Here is a 19,272-nt window from a genome sequence, read left to right as displayed (position 1 = left end):
TGCGACCTCTGGGTTATGAGCCCAGCGAGCTACCGAACTGCTCCACCCCGCGTCGATGTGCCTCCACACTAGCGCGGATCCGCACAGGTGCCAAACCGAATACCGCGGGCGCGCCGCCGGGACGGTACCGCACCCCGCTTCCCCCGGGACTACCCCCGGGACCGCCCCCGGAGCGGCACCGGACCGCCCCCGGAACAGCACCGAAGCAGCGCCGGAACGGACCGATTCCCTGTGCCGCGGAACACACCGGGCGCCCCTTCGGCGGACCCCTCATGCCTGGGGGAAACGCCTTCCGGTACCGCACGAAAAAGCCCGGCACTCTTTCGAGTACCGGGCCTTTTCCGCTTGGTAGCGGGGACAGGATTTGAACCTGCGACCTCTGGGTTATGAGCCCAGCGAGCTACCGAACTGCTCCACCCCGCGTCGATGTGCCTCCACAGTAGCGCGGATCCGCGCAAGGTCCAAACCGGTTTCCGCCGGGCGGGTCCCGGCGGCCGGGGAGGCATCCCCGGCCGCCGGAATCCGGGCTAGTTCCCGCTGTCCTCCTCGCGCGCCTTCTCCGCGCGCTCCAGAGCGTCGGCGAGCTCGTCCTGGGCCTTGCCGTAGGCCTCCCAGTCGCCGTCCTGCAGCGCCTGCTGGCTGTCCTCGTAGGCCTTGGCGGCGTCGTCCAGCGCCTGGGACAGCTCGTCGCCGCCCCCGCCGCCCCCGCCGCCGCCGTCGGAGCCGGCGTCGCCCTCGGACGTGTCCTGGCCGCCGTCGCCGCCCTCCTCGTCCAGCGGGCCTTCCCCGCCCTCGAAGAGGTTGTTCAGCGCGTCCTGGAGGTTCTCGCCGATGGCCACCTCGTCGCCGAAGGCCACCATCACCTGCTGCAGCAGCGGGTAGCTGGCCTCACCCTCGGCCTGCACGTAGAGCGGCTCCACGTACAGCATCCCGTCCCCGAAGGGCAGGGTGAGCAGGTTGCCGTAGGTCACCGTCGTCGCGTCGCTGTTCTCCAGGGGCAGCAGCACGTCACGGATGCTCGACTCGGCCTGGAAGGCGTTCTGCACCTGCCCCGGCCCCAGGATCACCTTGCTGCGCGGCAGCTCCAGCATCCGGATCTTGCCGTACTCCTCGGACTCGGGGTCGCTGACCACCGACATGAACGCCGCCAGGTTCTCCCTGCCCCTGGGCACGAACGTCGAGGTCAGGGCGAAGTTCCCGTTCTCGTCCCCGGGGTAGCGGATCGTCTGCCGGTACGGGGGCTCGGGGCTGTCGCCCTCCTTGGTCGGGTCGGCCGGGATGTCCCAGAAGTCCTGGCCGCCGTAGAAGGCATCGGCGTCGGTGATGTGGTAGCGCTTCAGGATCTCCCGCTGGACCTTGAACAGGTCGTCGGGGTAGCGGACATGGTCCTCCAGCTCATCGCTGATCTCGGACTTCTTGGTGACCACCCCGGGGAAGGCCTTGGACCAGGTCTGGAGGACCGGGTCCTTCTCGTCCCACCCGTAGACCGTGACGGTGCCGTCGTAGGCGTCCACCGTCGCCTTCACCGAGTTGCGGATGTAGTTCACCTGGTTGCCCGGAAGGGCGGTGGCGTTGTTCCCGCCCTGGCTGAAGGTGTCCTCGGTGGCCTGGGAGAAGTCGATCGGCGTGGAGTAGGGGTAGCCGGAGCTGGTGGTGTAGGCGTCCACGATCCACTTCACGCGGCCGTCCACGACCGCCGGGTAGGGCTTGCCGTCCGTGGTGAGGAACGGGGCGACCTTCTCCACGCGCTGCGACGGGTCGCGGTCGTACATGATCTTCGACTCGTCGGTGATGGCGGTGTTCAGCAGGATGTCCGCCTCGCGGTACTTGAGCGCGTACAGCACGCGGTCGAAGAACGAGCTCAGCTGGACGCCGCCGTCGCCCTCGTAGTGGTTGGTGGCCTGGCCGCCGCCTTCGCCGCCGGCACCGCCGCCGTCCTCGCCCTCCGTGGCCTCGGGGGACTGCTCAGGGGACTGCTCGGCGCCGCCCTGCTGGTCCTGGCCGCCGTCCTGGCCGTCGGCCGGAGCGCGGGCCTCGTCGGCATCGCCGCCGGAGCCGCCGCCCCCGCCCTCGCCTTCGACGTCCTCGGAGGTGGTGATGTCCTCGGTGCTCTCGTCGGCGTCGAGCGGGAAGTCGTACTCCGGCTCGGCGTTGACGATCACGTAGTCGGCGCCCTGCTGGCCGTAGTAGATGCGCGGCTCGTACTCGCCGGTGACCTCGGACAGCTCACCGGTGGGCGGGATGTTGTACTGCGTGAAGACCGGGCGGCCCTCGTTGTCGACCTGGTTGCCCGCGGCCGCCACGATGCCGAAGCCGTGGGTGTAGACGGTGTGCCGGGTCAGCCAGTTGTCCTGGCCCTCGGGCGGCCCGTCCAGCTCGCGTGTGGCGATGATGGTGTCGACCGAGTTGCCGTCCTGGTCCTGGTAGCGGTCCACGTCCAGCACGTCGGGGAACTGGTAGAACCCGCGGACCTGCTGCATCTGCTGGAAGGTCTGGGAGACGACCGAGGGGTCGACCAGGCGGACGCTGGGGATGGTGGAGGCCTCGTCGGAGAGCTGCTCGGGGGTGAGCTCGGTCTCGGCGTCGTAGGTCTGCGTCTCGGCGTCGGCGATGCCGTAGGCGTCCCGGGTGGCCTCGATGTTGCGGGTGATGTAGGGGTTCTCCGCCCGCTGCTCGTTCGGGCTGACCTGGAACTGCTGGATCGCGGCGGGGTAGACGCCGCCGATCAGCACCGCCGAGAGCACCAGCAGCCCCAGGCTGACCAGGGGCACCATGGCGTTCTTGAAGTAGATGTTGGCGAAGAACAGCGCCGCGCACACCACCGCGATGATGGCCAGCACGATCTTGGCGGTGAGCACCGCGTTCACGTCGGTGTAGGAGGCGCCGTAGGTGTAGCCCCGGTCGGAGAAGACCAGGCCGTACTGGTCCAGCCAGTAGGCGCCCGCCTTCAGCAGGACGAACACCCCCAGCAGCACCGACAGGTGCACCCGCGCCGCGGGGGTGGCCCGCTGGCCCTGGGTCTGCAGGCGGACGCCGCCGTACAGGTAGTGCACGATCACCGCGGCGATGAACGCCAGCACGACCGCGGCGAACAGGTAGCCCAGCACCACGCGCAGGAAGGGGTAGGTGAAGGCGAAGAAGGAGATGTCGACGCCGAACTGCGGGTCGGCCTGGCCGAAGGGGGTCCGGTTGGCCCACTGCAGGAAGGTGCCCCACTCCGCGCTGGCCGAGGCGCCGGTGAGCAGCCCCAGGCCGCCGGCGATGAGCCAGAAGAACAGCTTGCGGTGCGGGTCGATCGCCATCCGGTAGCGGTCCAGCCCCTGCTGCTCCAGGCTGGCCGGGCGGGTCAGCGGCCGGGTCCGGTAGGCGAAGTACACGCTCGCGCCGACGAACGCGGTCATCAGCACGGCCGCGCCCACGAAGAGCAGGGCCCTGGTGCGGATCTCGGTCCAGAAGACCGAGGTGTAACCGACCGAGGAGAACCATTTGTAGTCGGTCACGAAATTGGCGGCGACCAGCAGACCCGCGACTATCACGACGACGGCCACCGCGACAGGCGCGAGCAGCCGGTTACGTCGAGGCATGCGCGCGGTCGGTGCGCCGGGCGTTCGGAAGCTCACGCCTCCCCCTCGTCATGTTCGTCAATGGACGGCGAGGGGCAGGGCCCCTCTGTATCGGCAACTTATTGCGTGCGCGCCGGGTTCCCGAAACCCCGCGCCGGGCGGATGACAACATCACATCGGCGCGGCATCGGCGGTGTCTCGGTTGCGCGGCGCCCCCCGACCCTACTCGGCCGGAGCGGGACCGTCAGGGGCCGTGATCGGGCACCATGGACGCGTGACTCTCAACATCCGCGAAGCCGTCATGGACCTGGAGCGCCACGCCTCCGAGCAGGGGTGGGACCAGCCGCCCCGGGTCTACGCCCTGGTGCCCACCGCCGAACTGGCCCGGCGCGAGCCCGCGCTGGCCTCGATGCTGGGGCTGGACGCCTCGGCCGACCCGGCCGAGCTGACCCCGGTCGAGCAGGAGCCGCTGCCCGACGGGATGCCGCTGGAGGATGCTCTGGGCCGGATGGCCTGGCCCGACGCGGTGGCCGGGTGCGCCCTGGTGATGGAGCGCCTGGTGGTCAGGGGGTCCGACGAGACGCTGGACCCGCCGCGCGGCGGCTCGGGCGACTGGGCCGCCGCCCAGGACGGATCCGAGGAGGTCAGGATGGTGGCCGGGGTGCTGCGCGACGGCGGCCGCCACGCGGCGCTGCGGATGCGCGCCCACGACAGCGACGACCAGGTGCTCAACGGCCCGGACCTGGTGCCCGCGCTCACCTCGGCGCTGGAGCTGACCCTGCAGGAGGACGAGGACTGACCGCCCCGCCGTCGTTGATCTCGGGAGAAACGCCCCTACCAACGCGGTTTTAGCGTCGTTTCTCCCGAGATCAACGCGGGGGCGGCGGGGGCGTCAGCCCCCGGGCTCGCAGCGGGGCAGGTCGGACAGGCCCTCGCCGCTCTTGATGGCCTCCAGGGCGGTCAGCGCGTCGCCCAGCTCCTCGACCTTGAGGACCTCCATGTCGCCGGCGGCGGCCGACTCGAAGGTCTGCGGGCAGCTCTCCGCCGGCACCAGGAAGTACTCGGCGCCCTCGTCGCGGGCGCTGACCATCTTCTGGGCCACCCCGCTGACGCCGCCCACGGTGCCCTCGGCGTCGATGGTGCCGGTCCCGGCCACGTCCGCGCCGCCGGTGAGCCCCTCGGGGTCGAGGCGGTCCATGATCCCGAGCGCGAACATCAGCCCGGCGCTGGGGCCGCCCACGTTCTCGATCTGGAAGTCCACGTCGAAGGGGAAGTCCGGGTCGTCGGCGATCATGATGCCCACGACCGCCTTGCCCTCGCCGTCGTCCTCGGTGGTGACCTCGACGTCCTTCTTCTCGCCCTCGCGCTCGACGGTCAGCTCCACCGCGTCACCGGGTTCGCGGTCACCGACCCGCTCGGCCGCCTCGCCCTTGTCGGCCACCTTCTCCCCGTCGACCTCCAGGACCACGTCCCCGGCCTTGAGCCGGCCCTCGGCCGGGGCGTCCTCGGTGATCGCGGCCACGACGGGCCGCAGGTCGTACTCCACGCCCATCTCGCCCAGCGCCGCCGCCACGGCCGCGGTCTGCGACTCGTCCATCGCCATCGTCTGGGACTCGCTGACCTCCTCGGCGCTGCGGTCCGGCGGGAAGAGCGCGGCCTCCGGAAGCACCGACTGGGTCGGCGAGAGCCAGGCGCTGATGACGGTGAGGATGTCCATCCGGCGCCCGGGCCCGCCGGCGTACTGGACGGTGACCATGGCCAGGTCGCCGTCGTGGCGGTAGCTCTCGCGCCCGTCGATCGCGATGACCGGGTCGCCGTCGGCGTCGTCGCCGATGGTGTTCAGCGAGATGCCGGGCGAGGCCACCAGGTAGGGAACCGGGAGGAACGCCGCTCCCAGGGCGATTCCGACCAGCAGAGCGACCGCGGTGATGAGCGTCTTGGCGCGACGGAGCATGGTGACCAGACTACGGCCCTAGGCGGGGCGGATGCCTCCGGCGTGCCGCGGCCCGGGTCAGCAGGCGCCCACCCATTCGGCGTCGCCCTCGGTGAAGCGCTGGTGCTTCCAGATGGGGACCTCGGCCTTGATGTCGTCGATGAGCCTGCGGCACGCGTCGAAGGCCTCGGCGCGGTGCGCCGCCGCGGCGGCGACCACCACCGCGTTGTCGCCGATCTCCAGGTCGCCGACGCGGTGCAGGGCGGCGACCCGCCACACCGGCCGGCCGTCGCGGGAGGTGTCGGCCACGACCTTCTCCATGACCCGGCGCATCTCGGCCTCGGCGGTCGGGTGGGCCGAGTAGGCCAGCCCGGTGACGCCCCGCCCGTGGTCGTGGTCGCGGACGGTGCCCACGAAGAAGGCGGTCCCGCCCGCCCGGGGGTCGCCGACGGCCGAGACGACCTCGTCGATGGTGATCGGGGTGTCGCGCAGTCCTACGAGAGTGATGGCTTCCACATGCATGACCGTATCAACGCCCTACGACGGCAGGAGGAACGTCCAAGCAGCTCACAGGGTGGACGGCGGTACCTTGGAGACCTCTACGACCCGGCCTGCGGTCCCCCATCGCCCTCGCTCCCCGCGTCCCCGTGGTGAAGTGGTTCCCGCATTAGACCACTGCACGGGCGTGTGGTCCATGCCTTTGCACGTTCCGTTGCACGTTCGCGGGCGGCGCCCCTCCCCCGCGGAGGGGATGCTCCCATGGTCCCCCCTCCCGGTCCGGATGCGGCCGTCCGGGTCCGGCCACGCCCCGTGGGCCCGGTTCAGGACTTCCGGCGCTTGCGCAGGTGGCGGACGGCCGCCGCGGTGCCGATCGCGGCCACGGCGGCGCCCGCGGCGCCGGCCGCGGTGACCGCGGCCTCCTTGCGGCCCAGGCGGCGGCCGACGATCGCGGTGGCCTCGCCCTCCTCCTCCACCAGCTCGCGAAGGGCCTCGGCGTTGCCGTAGGACGGCTTCCACCCGGCCTCGCGCAGCGCGGCGCAGTCCACCACGCACGGGTACACCAGGTGCTTGAGGTCGCCTGCGGCGGCCGGGGTGATCCCGGCGCGGTGCAGGCGGCCGGTGGCGCCGAAGGCGATGCCCGGCGGCACCTCGAACCGGCGCAGGCCGGTGATCTCCTCGGCCTCCTCCTGGCCGAGCGAGCCGTCGCAGCCCACCGCCAGGGCGGTGTCGCCGCCGCCCGCCCCTCCCAGGGCGACCAGCTCCAGCGCCGAGGCCAGGTCCTCCACGTGGCAGAACTGCCAGCGCTGCTCCACCCCCTTGACCGAGATCAGCCGGGGCGCGGCGAAGTGCCGCCCGACCACCGTGTCCAGGCCCGGGCCGACCAGCGGCGCCGGGCGCACCACCGCCACCGACAGCCCGGGGTGGGCGCGGCGGGCCCGCTCGCCCACCTCCTCCACCTCGGCGAAGTCCCCGGCCAGCCCGTCGGCGCCCTCGGTGCGCACCGGCGCGTCCTCGGGCAGGGGCACCGGGTTGTCCGGGGCGGCGCCGTAGACGGCGGTCCCGGTCACCAGGACGGCCTGCGGCACGCGCTCGGCGGCGGCCGCGGTGAGCACGGTCTGGGCGGCCCGCACCGCGCGGGCGCGCCGCTCCCGGCGCGGCGTGTCGGCCGAGCGGTCGGTGTCGGCGTGCACCAGCACGTCCACCCCGCGCAGCCGGGAGGCCAGGGCCGGGTCGCACACGTCGGCCGAGCGCCACTCCACCCCGGCGGGCAGGTCCTCGGGGGCCGGTCCGGCGTCCAGGGCCACGACCCGCCCGGGCGCGGGCAGGCCCCACGGCCCCTCCGCGGAACCGGCGGCGGCCCCCAGTCGTTCCACCAGCAGCCGGCCGGCACCGGCGGCGGCCCCTGTCACGGCCACCACCGGCCCATCACCCCGCGGACTGTGCTCAGGGCGAACCTGGCTGTTTCGGGTACTCACTCCGGCCTGCTCCCAGCTAACGTGACAGTGGAGACATTCCTATCCTGCCTGAGGTCTGATCGTGAGCGACCTGCCATTTGGTTTCAGCATGCCCAACGACCCCGACGACGAGTCGGGTCGCGGCTCGGGCGACTCCGGCTCCGGGAGCGGCGGCCCAGGCGGGGAGGGCCCGGGGATGCCCGGCGGGTTCCCGCTGGGCGACCCGCAGCAGATGGCGCAGATGCTGCGCCAGTTCGCCGACATGATGGCCGCCCAGCCCGCCCCCGGCGCCCAGCAGGCGTCGCCGGGCGGCGTCAACTGGGACATGGCCAAGAACATCGCCCGGCACACCGTCTCCCAGAAGGGGGACGCCAGCGTCTCGCCCGTCGACTCGGCCAAGGTCTCCGAGGCGCTGCGCCTGGCCGACCTGTGGCTGGACGGCGCGACGCCGCTGCCGTCCGGCGTCCAGACCTCGCAGGCCTGGAGCCGCTCGGAGTGGGTGGAGCGCACCATGCCCACCTGGACCCGGCTGTGCGACCCGCTCACCTCCCGCATCGTGGAGTCGATGGGCGCCAACATGCCCGAGGAGATGCAGTCGGTCGCCGGGCCGCTGATGGGCATGGTGCGCCAGATGGGCGGCATGCTCGTGGGCCAGCAGGCCGGGCAGGCCATCGGTGAGCTGGCCGGAGAGGTCGTCGGCTCCACCGACATCGGCCTGCCGCTGGCCGGGGAGGGGCGCGCCGCGCTCATCCCGGCCGGCGTCGAGGGCTTCGGCGAGGGCCTGGGCGTGCCCGAGGAGGAGGTGCGGCTGTACCTGGCCGCCCGCGAGGCGGCGGTGCACCGGCTGTACGCGCACGTGCCGTGGCTGCGCGCCCACGTGCTCGGCCTCATCGAGGAGTACGCGGCCGGGATGTCCTTCGACATGAGCGCGCTGGAGGAGCGGCTCGGCGGCATCGACCTGTCCGACCCCGAGGCCCTCCAGGAGGCGCTGTCCGGCGGGGAGGGGCTGCTGCAGCCCCAGGACACCCCGCAGCAGAAGGCGTCGCTGGCCCGCCTGGAGACGGCGATCGCGCTGATCGAGGGGTGGGTCTCGGTGGTCGTGGACGACGCGGTGCGCGACCGCCTGCCGCAGTCCGCCTCGCTGGCCGAGGCGATCCGGCGGCGCCGGGCCACCGGCGGCCCCGCCGAGCACACCTTCGCCACCCTGGTCGGGCTGGAGCTGCGCCCGCGCCGCCAGCGCGAGGCGGCCCGGCTGTGGACCGCCCTGACCGAGGCGCGCGGCGCCGAGGGGCGCGACGCGGTCTGGGAGCACCCGGACCTGATGCCCTCCGGCGACGACCTGGACGACCCGGACGCGTTCGTGTCCGGGCGCGCCGCCGACGGCGACCTCGACCTGGACATCTCCCGGCTGACCGGGGACCTGGGCTCCGGCTCCGACGGGGACCGCGGGCGGGACGCGGACGGCGGGGACGGCACAGGCGGCACGGACACCGGGGACGGCACGGACGGCGGCGAGGGCCGCAAGAGCGACGGGGACGGGGGCGCATGAGCCTGGCCGACGACGTCAGGTCCGTGCTGGAGGCCTGGTCCGCGCCCGACGCGCACAACGAGGAGCTGCGCCGGTCCTACCTGGCGCACATGGACGCCCACCCCGGCGCCCTGAGCCGGACGTGCGCGGCCGGGCACCTGACCGCCAGCGCCGCCGTGCTCGACCCGACCGGGTCCAAGGGCGTGCTGACGCTGCACGGCAAGGTCGGCCTGTGGCTGCAGACCGGCGGCCACTTCGAGGAGGGCGACACCACCCTGGCGGGCGCGGCCCTGCGCGAGGCCGAGGAGGAGAGCGGCATCCGCGGGGTCGAGGTGCTGCCGGACCCGGTGCGGCTGGACCGCCACCGTGTCGGCTGCTGCGGCGGCACCTGGCACCTGGACGTGCAGTTCGCCGCGGTGGCCCCCGACGGCGCCGTGCTGACCATCGACCCGGAGGAGTCCGACGACCTGGGCTGGTTCCCGGTGGACGGCATCCCCGATCCGACGGACGACGCCTGCCGGGCCCTGTTCGCCGCCGCCTCCGAGAAGGTGCGCGCGCGGCCGCCCCTGCGTCGTTGATCTCGGGAGAAGCGCCCCTACAGGCGGCCCGGTAGCGTCGTTTTCCCCGAGATCGACGCCGGGCGCACCGGCCCGTCCGCACGGGCGGCCGGGGGACCTGGAAGCGGGGGGACCTGCGTGACGGGGGCGCCGGGAGCGGTCATCGGACGCGGCGCCCCCGTCACTTTCCGTGGCCGCCCGGGGCCGACCGCCGGACCGCGGTCAGGGCGCCCGGGCGGGGGCGGGGATCAGCGGAAGGTGAGGGAGGCGGTCACCGACGCGGGGTCGGGGCACAGGAAGCCGCCCTCGGCGAGGGGGATCTCGGTGCTGGTGGTGTAGGTGCGGGTGTCGCCGTCGCGCTGGGCCGACACGCCGGCCCCCTCGTAGCGGCAGGTGACGCCGAGGACCGACACGGAGATGTCCAGCACGTCGACGGTGAGGGTGCCCGCGGCGTCGTCGAAGGTCACGTTCGGGTCGTTGTTGAGGGTGGCGGTGGTGTCGCCGTCACAGGACAGGTTCCCGGTTCCGGACGGGTTGATCGTGGTGCGGTCGACGGTCAGGGCGTTGGGGGCCTGGTCGCTGGTGACCCCGTCGGTCCAGGAGCACGACTGGCCCTCGGCCGAGATCGTGCCGTCCAGGGCGCCCTCCGCCGCCGCGGCGGGCGAGGCGGCCAGGCCGGTCAGGGCCAGGGTGCCCAGGACGACGGCGACGGGTCTGGGGGAGATACGGGACACGGTACCTACCTTCGGGTGCGGGGTTACCGCCGGGTGTTACCGCCGGTAATTTACGCGAAGGTAATTTCGCGTCTCGGGCGCGTCAATCCCCCGAAGACGGGCGGATTCCGCCGTCCCGCCCCACCCCCGCCGCCACACACAGGTGACCTGCGGATACGGAACGTCGCCACCAAAAAGAGGCGGGGACCACGCTGCGCCGCGGAGCGGCTCCACCGTGTGAGGAGGGCCGGGCGCGGAAGAGGCGGGTGCGGCGCGGTGTCCCGCGCCTGGGCGGGGCCGGGCCCTACGGGACGGTCATTCGCCGATGACGTCGTCCTCTTCGGGCGCGGACTCCTCCGCGCTCCCGCCGTCGGCCAGGCGGGAGGCGGCACTGACGCCTTCGAGGTACCCCCGGGCCCGCTCGGCCTTGGGGTAGCGGTGCACCATCTCCCAGAACTCGGGGCCGTGGTGCGGGATCACCAGGTGGACCAGCTCGTGGACGAGCACGTAGTCCACCACCCACGAGGGCATGCCCGACAGCCGTCGCGAGAGGCGGATCGCACCGGTGTCGGGGGTGCACGACCCCCAGCGGGTGTTCTGGTTGTCCACCCAGCGCACGCTGTCCGGGGCGACCAGCCCGTCCAGGTAGCGCTCCGCGAGCTCCACGGCGCGCTCGTGCAGCGCGGCGTCGCCGGGACGGCGGCGCTCCTCTCTGGCCTCGAGCCGGTCCAGCATCCGGCTCACCCAGCGCTTCTCCTCGGCGCGGGAGAACGTGGCGGGGACGAGGACGACCGTCTTGTTCCCGTCGCGGTAGGCGGACACCGTCCGCCTGCGGCGGGCACTCCGCCGTACCTCGATCTCTGTGTTCTGAGGCACAACGTCACGGTATCCCAGAGTTGACTCGTACCACAGGGGGAGATTGCGCATTTTTAGGGATGCGGCCCGACCGATCCCCTGGTCGGGCCGCTGGGTCCGCTCCGGAACGGCCGGAGGCCGGCGCCCCGGTGGGACGCCGGCCTCCGGCGAGTGCCGTCGCGCCGTCAACACAGGCGCGACCACCCTATTTCCATGAGCGCGCGCTCCATGCGGGCGTGTTCGCGCATCTCGGCCCGCAGTTGCCGGGCCGAGAGCCTGCGGCGTTCGCGGTCGCGCTGGGCGGTGTCGTCCTCGGTCTGCGGGGCGGTCTTCATGGCGGCCATGAGTTCGTTCAGCACGGGTACGGCTTCCTCTCGGATTCGGTGTGAACCGGGATGTCGGGGCGTGGGGTGCGGGGGCGTCCGCGCCGCGCGGTCAGGCCGCGACGGGCTGCGGGTGCTTGCGGGGGCGGCCCCGCGGACGCTTGCGCGGGACGACCTTTCCGGCGACGAGCAGTTCGCCGCCCCAGACCCCCCACGGCTCGCGGCGCTCAAGGGCGTCCGACAGGCACTGCTCCCGGAAGGGGCAGCTCTGGCAGACGGCCTTGGCCGCCTCGACATCGGCCGGTGCCTCGGCGAAGAAGAGGTCGGGCTCCCTCCGGCAGGGAACCTCGGCCTCACCGAGCCACGGAGTCTCCAGGACCGACGCGAGCATCGGTGTCCTCCTGATCTTTCGTCTACGCGTTGCGACTTCGACGGTCGGATCTTGCGATCCGGGGCCGGTGCCTGGTTGCCGCGCCGCGGAGATCGGGCTCCGCCCTCGGGGCGGGGACCGGTTCCGCGGAGACGAATATGGCCGCGGCCCCTGTGCGGGGCCGCGGCCATGGAAGACTCGCTCGGCGTAATCTACGCCGGTCTACTCCATGGACACGCCCCCACTGCGCCCTGCGGGCGCGGGGTTGCTGCGTGAACGAACCCGGGCAGTCCGCGTTCGGCCTGGACCGGACGCACTCCTCCCGTGATCGCCGCCTTGACGTCGGCCTGGATCAGGCCGGCCTTCAGGTCGCGGAGGCGCTTGGCGCCGCCGACGGCGAAGGACACGTCGAGGCCGCTACGGGCGGAATAGGCGGTACGGCCGAACTGCACGCCGCGCTCGGTGCCCCACTCATCGGCGGAGAGCACCATGAAGCGCGGGGCCGTGCCGGACACGGCGCCGAATGCGCTCTTCGTTGCGATCATCGGATTGGGACACCTCCTCTCGGTCAGGTACGCGGCTCTCGCCGCGGACCATGCGCGGTCGCTGACGGGAGTTAACACTAGACGGGGTCGCCGATGCGCGGCAACCAATTTTTGACCTGCGATTTCGTCCGGATCCGGCCGAAAGTCCACGGGAACCGCCCGGGCTCAGGATCCGTCGCCGACGACCCGGATCAGCCCCTCCTGCACCACCGAGCAGACCAGCTCGCCCTCGCGCGTGTAGAACAGGCCGCGGGCCAGCCCGCGCGCGCCCTCCGCCGAGGGGGTCTCCTGGGCGTAGAGCAGCCACTCGTCGGCGCGGAAGGGCCGGTGGAACCACATGGCGTGGTCGAGGCTGGCCATCGCGATGCCCTCGAAGGACCGGCCGTGCCGCAGCAGCACCGTGTCCAGCAGGGTCAGGTCCGAGGCGTAGGTCATCAGGCACACGTGCAGCAGGTCCTCGTCCGGAAGGCGCCCGTCGACCCGGATCCACACCAGGTTCTCCGTGGTGCGCAGCGCCGGGTCGGCGCCGACCTCGAAGGACATCGCGCCCACCGGGCGCATCTCGATCGGGTGCCAGTAGGCGAACCGCGGCACCGTGCCCAGCGCCTTCTCCAGCCGCTCGCGCGCGGTGGGCAGCTCCTCGGGGCCGGGCACCTCGGGCATGCGCACCTGGTGGCTCAGGCCCGGCTCGGACTTGTGGAAGGAGGCCGACAGGGTGAAGATCGCCCGGCCGTGCTGGACCGCGGTCACCCTGCGGGTGGTGAAGGAGCGCCCGTCGCGGACCCGGTCGACCTGGAAGACGATGGGCACCGACGGGTCGCCGGGGCGGATGAAGTAGGCGTGCAGCGAGTGCACCGCCCGCTCCGGGGGCACCGTCCGCCCGGCGGCCACCAGCGCCTGCCCGGCGACCTGGCCGCCGAACACCCGCTGGGGGCCGTGGTCGGGGCTGGAGCCCCGGAAGATGTCGTCCTCGATCCGCTCCAGGTCGAGGATGCCCAGCAGGGACTCCAGGGACTGGCCGGACGCGGCCGCCTCCCCGCCCGCGGCCGGCGCCGCCGTCTCATCCGCCATCGCGCTCCCCCTCCTCCTCGGGCACCGGGGGCTCCTCCCCCGCGCACAGGGCCAGCACCGCCTCACCGTAGCGTTCCAGCTTCACGGCGCCGACACCGGATATCCGCGACAGTTCGGACACCCCTGAGGGCTCCAGCTCGGCCACCGCCTGCAGGGTGGCGTCGGTGAACACCACGTAGGCCGGGACCCCCTGGCGCTGCGCGGTGTCCTTGCGCCACTCCTTGAGCCGCTCCAGCAGCGCCTCGTCGTAGTCGGCCGGGCAGTCCGCGCACCGGGCGACCTTGCGCTCGGCGGCGTCGGTGAGGGTGTTCCCGCAGATCCGGCAGCGCACCACCTTCCCGGTGCGGGACCGGTCGCGGCGGTTGGAGGCCAGCGACGGGGAGGCCGGGCGCAGCCCGTCCAGGAAGCGGCTGGGGCGGCGCCCCTTGCGCCCGCCCGGGGAGCGCGCCAGCGCCCACGACATCGACAGGTACTCGCGGGCCCGCGTGACGCCGACGTAGAACAGCCGCCGCTCCTCCTCCACCTGCTCGTCGGTCTCGGCGTAGACGATGGGCAGCGTGCCCTCGGTGAGGCCGACGAGGAAGACCGCGTCCCACTCCAGGCCCTTGGCGGCGTGCAGGGAGGCCAGGGTGACCCCCTCCATCTCCGGGGCGTGCTCGGTGGCGACCCGGGCCTCCAGCTCCTCCACGAAGTCGTCCAGCGTGGCGGTGTAGGGGCGCCCGCAGGGGCACTCGGCCGGGAGCGGCCCCGCGCCCGGCGCGGCCGGGGCCCCGCCCTCGCCGGGGGCGGCGCAGGAGCCGCGGTGCCGCTCCACCGCGATGTCGTCGGCGAGCTGGGCCAGCGCCGCCAGCGACTCCCAGCGCTCGCGCGCCTGGCGCCCCTCGGGCGCCGCGGGGGTCAGCCCGAGGGGGGCCAGCAGCGGCCGGACCGTCCCGGCCAGCGGCTCGCCTCCCCCGCCCTGGCGGGCCCCGCGCAGCGTGTGCACGGCCTGCTTGATCTCCTGGCGCTCGAAGAACCGGGTGGCGCCGCGCACGGTGAAGGCGATGCCCGCGTCGGCGAGGGCCTGCTCGTAGGCGGCGGACTGGGAGTTGGTGCGGAACAGCACCGCGATCTCCCGCGCCGGGGTGCCCGAGTCGACCAGGGCGGCGATGCGGCGGGCCACCGCGGAGGCCTCGGCGGGCTCGTCGTCGTACTCGGTGTAGGAGGGGTCGGGCCCGTCGGGGCGCTGGGCGACGAGCTCGATCCGCTGGTCGCCCCCGCCGATCGGCCGGGACCGCTTGAGCACGTCGTTGGCGACCTTCACCACCTGGGGGGTGGACCGGTAGTCGCGCACCAGCCGCACCACGGTCGCGTGCGGGTAGGCGGCGGCGAAGCGGGTCAGGTAGGCGGGGGTGGCCCCCGCGAAGGAGTAGATGGTCTGGCCGGGGTCGCCCACCACGCACAGGTCGTCGCGGTCACCGAGCCAGGCGTCCAGCAGCAGCTTCTGCAGCGGGTTGACGTCCTGGAACTCGTCGACGACGAAGTAGCGGTACTGGTCGCGCACGCGCTCGGCGATCTCGGGGCGCTCGGCGAGCATGGCGGCGGTCAGCTCCAGCATCGACTCGAAGTCGAGCAGGTTGCGCTCGCGGCGGATCTCCTCGTACCCCTCGAACACCCGGGCCACCTCCACCGGCGCCATCGGGGCGGTGCGGCCCGCCTTGGCCACGGCGCTCTCGTAGTCGGCCGGGCGCACCTGGGTCACCTTGGACCACTCGATCTCCGAGGCCAGGTCGCGCAGGGCGGTCCGGTCGGCCTCCACCCCGCAGTCCCGGGCGGCGCGCGCCACCACCTGCAGCTTGGAGTCGATCAGCGTGGGCGGGGGGCCGCCCACCACCTGCGGCCAGAAGTAGGAGAGCTGGCGCAGCGCCGCGGCGTGGAAGGTGCGCGCCTGCACCCGGGGGGCGCCCAGGGCGCGCAGCCGCCCGCGCATCTCGCCCGCGGCGCGGGTGGTGAAGGTGACCGCGAGGACCTGCTGCTCGGCCGCGACGCCCGAGGCCACCGCGTGCGCGATCCGGTGGGTGATGGCGCGGGTCTTGCCGGTCCCCGCCCCCGCCAGGATGCACACCGGCCCGCGCAGGGCGCGCGCGGCCTCCAGCTGTTCGGGGTCGAGCCCCTCCAGCACGCGGTCGGGGTCCATGCGGCTCCTCCGTTCCCTGCTTTCGTTCCGGCCCGGGGGCGCGGCCGACTCCGGCCACCCGCGCCCCGCTCCGCCCGTCGAGTCTCTCAAGTATCGGGGGCCACCGCGGACGTGTGCGCAGATGCGGGCCCCGCCTGTGGACGGCGCCGGCAGCGCGGGAACGCCGGTGCCGCAGGCGTTCCGGCGGGAACCACCCGGCCGCCGGAGGCGTCCCACGAGGTGATGCGGCCGATACGGGGAAGCTCGGGGAGGCCCGCCGCGTTGTCTCTAGGCGGTGTTCTGATCGCCTTCGGGCGGCGTGCACCGGCGACGGCCTGTTCGACGGAACGAGGAGAGGTTCGATGACCACCCCGAGCACCGGTCCGATCACGATGTACACCACGCCGTGGTGCGGCTTCTGCAAGCGGCTCAAGAGCCAGCTCGCGCGGGAGGGCATCGCCGTCGACGAGGTGGACATCGAGCGGGACCCGGCCGCGGCGGAGTACGTGATGCAGGTCAACGGCGGCAACCAGACGGTTCCGACCGTGCTGTTCGGCGACGGTACGGCCCTCACCAACCCGTCCGCCAAGCAGGTCAAGGAGAAGATCGCCGCGCTCGCCTGAGGCGGGCCGCCTCCGGGCGGCCCCTCCCGGGCGCACCGCGCCGCCCGACCGGCCCGCACCGCACGGGGCCGGTCGGGGCCCAGATCACGAGGGGGACCACGTGGCAGCACACAGCCGGACCAGAGACGGCGAGGAGACGACGGCCGAGGCGGGGGTCATCCGGCGCACGCCCGGCGGCTGGAGCGTGCAGGGCGAGCAGGTCCCCGACCTGGTCAACGCGATGGTGCTGGCCGACATCCTGGCGGCCGAGCAGCAGCGCGTCCCCGAGGCGCCGCCCGCGCCGCCGCGCGCCGGCGACGACGCGACCGAGGTGGAGCGGCTGCGCATCACCGTCGCCCAGCTCGAACACGCGCTGCAGACGCGGGTCGTGGTCGAGCAGGCCATCGGGGTGCTCGCCGAGCGGCACCGGCTCGCGCCGCGTGAGGCCTTCGAGAAGCTGCGCTCGGCCGCCCGCTCGCGCGGCCGCAAGGTCGCCGACCTGTCCCGCGACGTGGTCGGCAGCTGCACCAACCCGCTCACCCCGCTGCCCGCCGAGCTCGCCGGGGCCGGGACGGCGGCCGAGGCCGGCAACGGCCGCGTCTGAGCCGGACCGCGCCGGTGACGGGCCCCGCGCCGCTCACCACTCGCCCGGGAGCCGCCCGCCGTACCAGCGCTCGATCAGCAGCCGGGCGATCGACACGCGCCCGGGGAGCGCGACCGCGCCGCTCTCGGCGGCCGCCCGCAGCTCCGCGCGGGACAGCCACCGCACGTCGGTGATCTCCTGGTCGTCGGTGCGCTCGGCCTCGCCCACGGCGCGGGCGGTGAACCCGAGCATCAGGCTGCGCGGGAACGGCCACGGCTGGGAGGAGACGTACTCCGGGTCCGCCACGGCCACGCCCACCTCCTCGGCGACCTCGCGCACGACCGCGTGCTCCAGGGACTCCCCCGGCTCGACGTAGCCCGCCAGCACGGAGTAGCGGTCCTGCGGCCAGGCGGGGTTGTGCCCGAGCAGGCACCGCTCCTCACCGTCCGGGTCCTCCCGGACCACCAGCATGATCACCGCCGGGTCCATGCGGGGGAACTGCTCGGTGCCCTCGCGCTCGCACACCCGCACGTGCCCTGCGGCCGACGTCCGGGTCGGCGCCCCGCACACGGGGCAGAAGCGGTGCGAGGCGTGCCAGTTGGCCAGCGCGACGGCGTGGGTGAGCAGCCCGGCCTCGGCGTCGTCGAGCACCGCCCCGGCCTCCCGCAGCGACGCCGCGCGCACCCCGGGCTCGCGCTCCGCCTCGGCGAAGGGGTCCCCCTCGTCGGCGTGCACCGCGAAGTAGGCGCGCCCGTCGGCGTCGGCGCCGAGCAGGTACCGGTCGCCGTCCGGGGCCTGGGCGGGGGAGGTGAACTCCAGCCGGACGCGGTCGCCGCCGGCACCGCCGCCGTCGCGCACCAGCGCCCGAGACTGGCGGGACATCAGGTTGCGCCAGCCGTAGGTGACGGGGTCGCCGCCCTCCAGCACCATCACGCGGGTCGCGGGGTCGGCCCAGGCCTTCTCCAGCCACTCCTCGTCGCCGCGCCGGTGCCCGGCCATGTCGACGGCGCTACGGGACAGCAGGGGCATGGGGTCGGGCGTGCTCATGGGGCCTTCCCGGGTCTTCCTCGATCGGAGCGGTGCGGTGTGCGGAGGAGGGCTCAGCCGCGCTGGGCCAGGCCCTCCCACAGGTAGGCGGCGCTCTCGGCGCCCTTGAGGAGGAGGGGGACCTCCACCTTCTCGTTGGGGGCGTGGATGCGGTCGTCGTCGAGGCCGACGGCGACGAAGACCAGCGGGGCACCGAGGATGTCGGCCAGGTCGGCCTCGGGGCCGCTGCCGCCCTCGCGGGTGTAGAGGACCTCGGTGCCGAAGGCGCGGGACATCGCGGCGCGGGCGGCGCGCACGGCCTCGGAGGACAGGTCGGAGGCGCAGGGGCGCACTCCGGGGCCGCCGAACGCCACCTCGGCGCGGATTCCGGCGGGGACGGCGGACGCGACGTAGGCCCGCACGTGCTCCTGGATGCGCAGCGGCTCCTGGTTCGGCACCAGGCGGAAGCTGAGCTTGGCGTGGGCGGACTTGGGGACGATGGTCTTGCCGCCGGCGCCGGTGTGGCCGCTCCACATGCCGTTGATCTCGGCGGTGGGGCGCACCCAGATGCGCTCCAGGATGCTGTACCCGGCCTCGCCGGAGGCGGCTCCGCTGGAGGCGGTGGCCAGCCACTCCTCCTCGTCGAAGGGGAGCCGGGCGATCAGGGCGCGCTCCTCCTCGCCGATCTCCACGACGTCGTCGTAGAAGCCGGGGACGGCGATGCGGCCGTCGGCGTCGTGCAGGCCGGAGAGCAGGTCGGCCATGGCGGCGGCGGGGTTGGGCACGGCGCCGCCGAAGGTGCCGCTGTGCAGGTCGCGCTCGGGGCCGTACAGGTCGATCTGGCAGTGGGTCAGCCCGCGCATGCCCACGCACATGGAGGGGGTGTCGGCGGCCCACATGGTGGTGTCGGAGACGACGACCACGTCGCAGCCGAGGCGGTCGCGGCGGGATCTGAGCAGGTCCGCGAAGTGCGGGGAGCCGGACTCCTCCTCGCCCTCGACGAGGAGCTTGAGGGTGACCGGCGGTGCGTCGGCGCCGGAGGCGGCCAGCCCGGCGCGCACGCCCAGGGCGTGGAAGAGGACCTGGCCCTTGTCGTCGGAGGCGCCGCGGCCGATCAGGCGCTCGCCGCGCTCGACGGGGGTGAACGGGTCGGTCTCCCACTCCTCGGCGGGGTCGGCCGGCTGGACGTCGTGGTGGCCGTAGACGAGGACGGTGGGGGCGCCGGGGTCGGCGGCGGGCCATTCGGCGTAGACGGCGGGCAGGCCGCCGGTCTCCCAGACCTCCACCGAGGGGAAGCCGGTGCCCTTGAGGTGGGCGGCGAGCCACTCGGCCGAGCGCCTGACGTCACCGTGCCGGTCGGGGTCCGCCGAGACGGAGGGGATGGCCAGCCATTCCTTGAGGGCGGCGACGAACTCGCCGCGGTGCTCTTCGATGTAGGTACGCGCGTCCATTCGCAGGCACCGTCGCCTTTCCGTTCCGACTGCGGCCTTGTG

General features: G+C 73.6%; 18 protein-coding genes and 1 tRNA gene. 5 read left to right on the top strand and 14 right to left on the bottom strand.

What is annotated here, in order from left to right; translation table 11 throughout:
* Window positions 1-346: 346 nt before the first annotated feature.
* Together O4J56_RS05430 and O4J56_RS05425 are read right to left on the bottom strand one after the other, a co-directional pair.
* A tRNA-Met gene (locus tag O4J56_RS05430) sits at window positions 347-423 on the bottom strand.
* Between the two features lie 104 nt (window positions 424-527).
* Window positions 528-3,584 carry a UPF0182 family membrane protein gene (locus tag O4J56_RS05425; RefSeq protein ID WP_270684010.1) on the bottom strand — a complete coding sequence of 1,019 codons (3,057 nt, stop codon included), beginning with the start codon at window positions 3,582-3,584 and terminating at the stop codon, window positions 528-530.
* Window positions 3,585-3,837: 253 nt separating this feature from the next.
* Here O4J56_RS05425 and O4J56_RS05420 point away from each other — a divergent pair, with 253 nt between their 5' ends.
* Window positions 3,838-4,362, top strand: a complete 525-nt coding sequence (locus tag O4J56_RS05420) for a PPA1309 family protein (RefSeq protein ID WP_270684008.1) — start codon at window positions 3,838-3,840, stop codon at window positions 4,360-4,362.
* A gap of 93 nt (window positions 4,363-4,455) precedes the next feature.
* Here the strand turns inward: O4J56_RS05420 and O4J56_RS05415 are convergent, their stop codons facing one another.
* The 3 genes from O4J56_RS05415 to O4J56_RS05405 all read right to left on the bottom strand — a co-directional run bounded on the left by O4J56_RS05415 (window position 4,456) and on the right by O4J56_RS05405 (window position 7,415).
* Complete coding sequence (locus tag O4J56_RS05415; RefSeq protein WP_270684007.1) at window positions 4,456-5,517, bottom strand: YlbL family protein; 1,062 nt, start codon at window positions 5,515-5,517, stop codon at window positions 4,456-4,458.
* A 57-nt stretch (window positions 5,518-5,574) separates the two neighbouring features.
* A complete protein-coding gene (locus tag O4J56_RS05410; RefSeq protein ID WP_270684006.1) occupies window positions 5,575-6,018 on the bottom strand; it encodes a molybdenum cofactor biosynthesis protein MoaE in 444 nt (147 codons plus the stop codon).
* A gap of 299 nt (window positions 6,019-6,317) precedes the next feature.
* Window positions 6,318-7,415 (bottom strand): NAD-dependent epimerase/dehydratase family protein, encoded by a 1,098-nt coding sequence (locus O4J56_RS05405; RefSeq protein ID WP_270684005.1) that lies wholly within the window; start codon window positions 7,413-7,415, stop codon window positions 6,318-6,320.
* A gap of 145 nt (window positions 7,416-7,560) precedes the next feature.
* On the opposite strand from O4J56_RS05405, the gene O4J56_RS05400 reads away from it, so the two are divergent.
* Both O4J56_RS05400 and O4J56_RS05395 read left to right on the top strand, forming a co-directional pair.
* Window positions 7,561-9,000, top strand: coding sequence for a zinc-dependent metalloprotease (locus O4J56_RS05400; protein WP_270684018.1), 1,440 nt, complete (start codon window positions 7,561-7,563; stop codon window positions 8,998-9,000).
* A complete protein-coding gene (locus O4J56_RS05395) occupies window positions 8,997-9,557 on the top strand; it encodes an NUDIX hydrolase (RefSeq protein WP_270684004.1) in 561 nt (186 codons plus the stop codon). Before O4J56_RS05400 ends, O4J56_RS05395 begins: the two co-directional genes overlap by 4 nt.
* Before the next feature lie 227 nt (window positions 9,558-9,784).
* Here O4J56_RS05395 and O4J56_RS05390 read toward each other — a convergent pair whose 3' ends face one another.
* From O4J56_RS05390 to O4J56_RS05360, 7 genes are all read right to left on the bottom strand, one after another.
* Complete coding sequence (locus O4J56_RS05390; RefSeq protein ID WP_270684003.1) at window positions 9,785-10,270, bottom strand: hypothetical protein; 486 nt, start codon at window positions 10,268-10,270, stop codon at window positions 9,785-9,787.
* A 294-nt stretch (window positions 10,271-10,564) separates the two neighbouring features.
* Window positions 10,565-11,125: a M48 metallopeptidase family protein gene (locus tag O4J56_RS05385; RefSeq protein ID WP_270684001.1), complete on the bottom strand. Its 561-nt coding sequence runs from the start codon at window positions 11,123-11,125 to the stop codon at window positions 10,565-10,567.
* Between the two features lie 164 nt (window positions 11,126-11,289).
* Complete coding sequence (locus tag O4J56_RS05380; protein WP_270684020.1) at window positions 11,290-11,463, bottom strand: hypothetical protein; 174 nt, start codon at window positions 11,461-11,463, stop codon at window positions 11,290-11,292.
* Window positions 11,464-11,539: 76 nt separating this feature from the next.
* The gene (locus O4J56_RS05375) at window positions 11,540-11,818 is read right to left on the bottom strand and encodes a WhiB family transcriptional regulator (RefSeq protein WP_017627306.1); all 279 of its coding nucleotides are present in this window, start codon (window positions 11,816-11,818) and stop codon (window positions 11,540-11,542) included.
* Window positions 11,819-12,009: 191 nt separating this feature from the next.
* On the bottom strand, window positions 12,010-12,342 hold the full coding sequence (locus O4J56_RS05370; protein ID WP_270684000.1) for a hypothetical protein: 333 nt from the start codon (window positions 12,340-12,342) through the stop codon (window positions 12,010-12,012).
* Window positions 12,343-12,507: 165 nt separating this feature from the next.
* A complete protein-coding gene (tesB, locus tag O4J56_RS05365) occupies window positions 12,508-13,413 on the bottom strand; it encodes an acyl-CoA thioesterase II (RefSeq protein ID WP_270683998.1) in 906 nt (301 codons plus the stop codon).
* A complete protein-coding gene (locus tag O4J56_RS05360) occupies window positions 13,403-15,589 on the bottom strand; it encodes an ATP-dependent DNA helicase UvrD2 (protein ID WP_270683996.1) in 2,187 nt (728 codons plus the stop codon). The genes tesB and O4J56_RS05360 overlap by 11 nt, the downstream gene beginning before the upstream one ends.
* A gap of 341 nt (window positions 15,590-15,930) precedes the next feature.
* Between O4J56_RS05360 and O4J56_RS05355 the strand changes: the two genes are divergently transcribed.
* Together O4J56_RS05355 and O4J56_RS05350 are read left to right on the top strand one after the other, a co-directional pair.
* Window positions 15,931-16,191 (top strand): mycoredoxin, encoded by a 261-nt coding sequence (locus O4J56_RS05355; protein WP_270681082.1) that lies wholly within the window; start codon window positions 15,931-15,933, stop codon window positions 16,189-16,191.
* A 100-nt stretch (window positions 16,192-16,291) separates the two neighbouring features.
* Window positions 16,292-16,774, top strand: coding sequence for an ANTAR domain-containing protein (locus O4J56_RS05350; RefSeq protein ID WP_270683994.1), 483 nt, complete (start codon window positions 16,292-16,294; stop codon window positions 16,772-16,774).
* A gap of 33 nt (window positions 16,775-16,807) precedes the next feature.
* Here O4J56_RS05350 and nudC read toward each other — a convergent pair whose 3' ends face one another.
* The gene (gene nudC / locus O4J56_RS05345; protein WP_270683993.1) at window positions 16,808-17,800 is read right to left on the bottom strand and encodes an NAD(+) diphosphatase; all 993 of its coding nucleotides are present in this window, start codon (window positions 17,798-17,800) and stop codon (window positions 16,808-16,810) included.
* A 53-nt stretch (window positions 17,801-17,853) separates the two neighbouring features.
* Window positions 17,854-19,230 (bottom strand): dipeptidase, encoded by a 1,377-nt coding sequence (locus tag O4J56_RS05340; protein ID WP_270683991.1) that lies wholly within the window; start codon window positions 19,228-19,230, stop codon window positions 17,854-17,856.
* Window positions 19,231-19,272 lie beyond the last annotated feature (42 nt).

Source organism: Nocardiopsis endophytica, from assembly GCF_027706725.1.
In the GTDB taxonomy this organism is placed as follows: domain Bacteria; phylum Actinomycetota; class Actinomycetes; order Streptosporangiales; family Streptosporangiaceae; genus Nocardiopsis_A; species Nocardiopsis_A endophytica.
The sequence above is the reverse complement of the archived record's forward strand: the minus strand, read 5'-3'. Positions and strand labels throughout refer to the sequence as shown.

What these genes read in the sequence shown, in the direction of transcription:
- O4J56_RS05425 (WP_270684010.1), bottom strand. Translation starts at nt 3,584, where the DNA reads ATGCCTCGACGTAACCGGCTGCTCGCGCCTGTCGCGGTGGCCGTCGTC.
- O4J56_RS05415 (WP_270684007.1), bottom strand. Translation starts at nt 5,517, where the DNA reads ATGCTCCGTCGCGCCAAGACGCTCATCACCGCGGTCGCTCTGCTGGTC.
- O4J56_RS05410 (WP_270684006.1), bottom strand. Translation starts at nt 6,018, where the DNA reads ATGCATGTGGAAGCCATCACTCTCGTAGGACTGCGCGACACCCCGATC.
- O4J56_RS05400 (WP_270684018.1), top strand. Translation starts at nt 7,561, where the DNA reads ATGCCCAACGACCCCGACGACGAGTCGGGTCGCGGCTCGGGCGACTCC.
- O4J56_RS05395 (WP_270684004.1), top strand. Translation starts at nt 8,997, where the DNA reads ATGAGCCTGGCCGACGACGTCAGGTCCGTGCTGGAGGCCTGGTCCGCG.
- O4J56_RS05375 (WP_017627306.1), bottom strand. Translation starts at nt 11,818, where the DNA reads ATGCTCGCGTCGGTCCTGGAGACTCCGTGGCTCGGTGAGGCCGAGGTT.
- O4J56_RS05370 (WP_270684000.1), bottom strand. Translation starts at nt 12,342, where the DNA reads ATGATCGCAACGAAGAGCGCATTCGGCGCCGTGTCCGGCACGGCCCCG.
- tesB (WP_270683998.1), bottom strand. Translation starts at nt 13,413, where the DNA reads ATGGCGGATGAGACGGCGGCGCCGGCCGCGGGCGGGGAGGCGGCCGCG.
- O4J56_RS05360 (WP_270683996.1), bottom strand. Translation starts at nt 15,589, where the DNA reads ATGGACCCCGACCGCGTGCTGGAGGGGCTCGACCCCGAACAGCTGGAG.
- O4J56_RS05355 (WP_270681082.1), top strand. Translation starts at nt 15,931, where the DNA reads ATGACCACCCCGAGCACCGGTCCGATCACGATGTACACCACGCCGTGG.
- nudC (WP_270683993.1), bottom strand. Translation starts at nt 17,800, where the DNA reads ATGAGCACGCCCGACCCCATGCCCCTGCTGTCCCGTAGCGCCGTCGAC.
- O4J56_RS05340 (WP_270683991.1), bottom strand. Translation starts at nt 19,230, where the DNA reads ATGGACGCGCGTACCTACATCGAAGAGCACCGCGGCGAGTTCGTCGCC.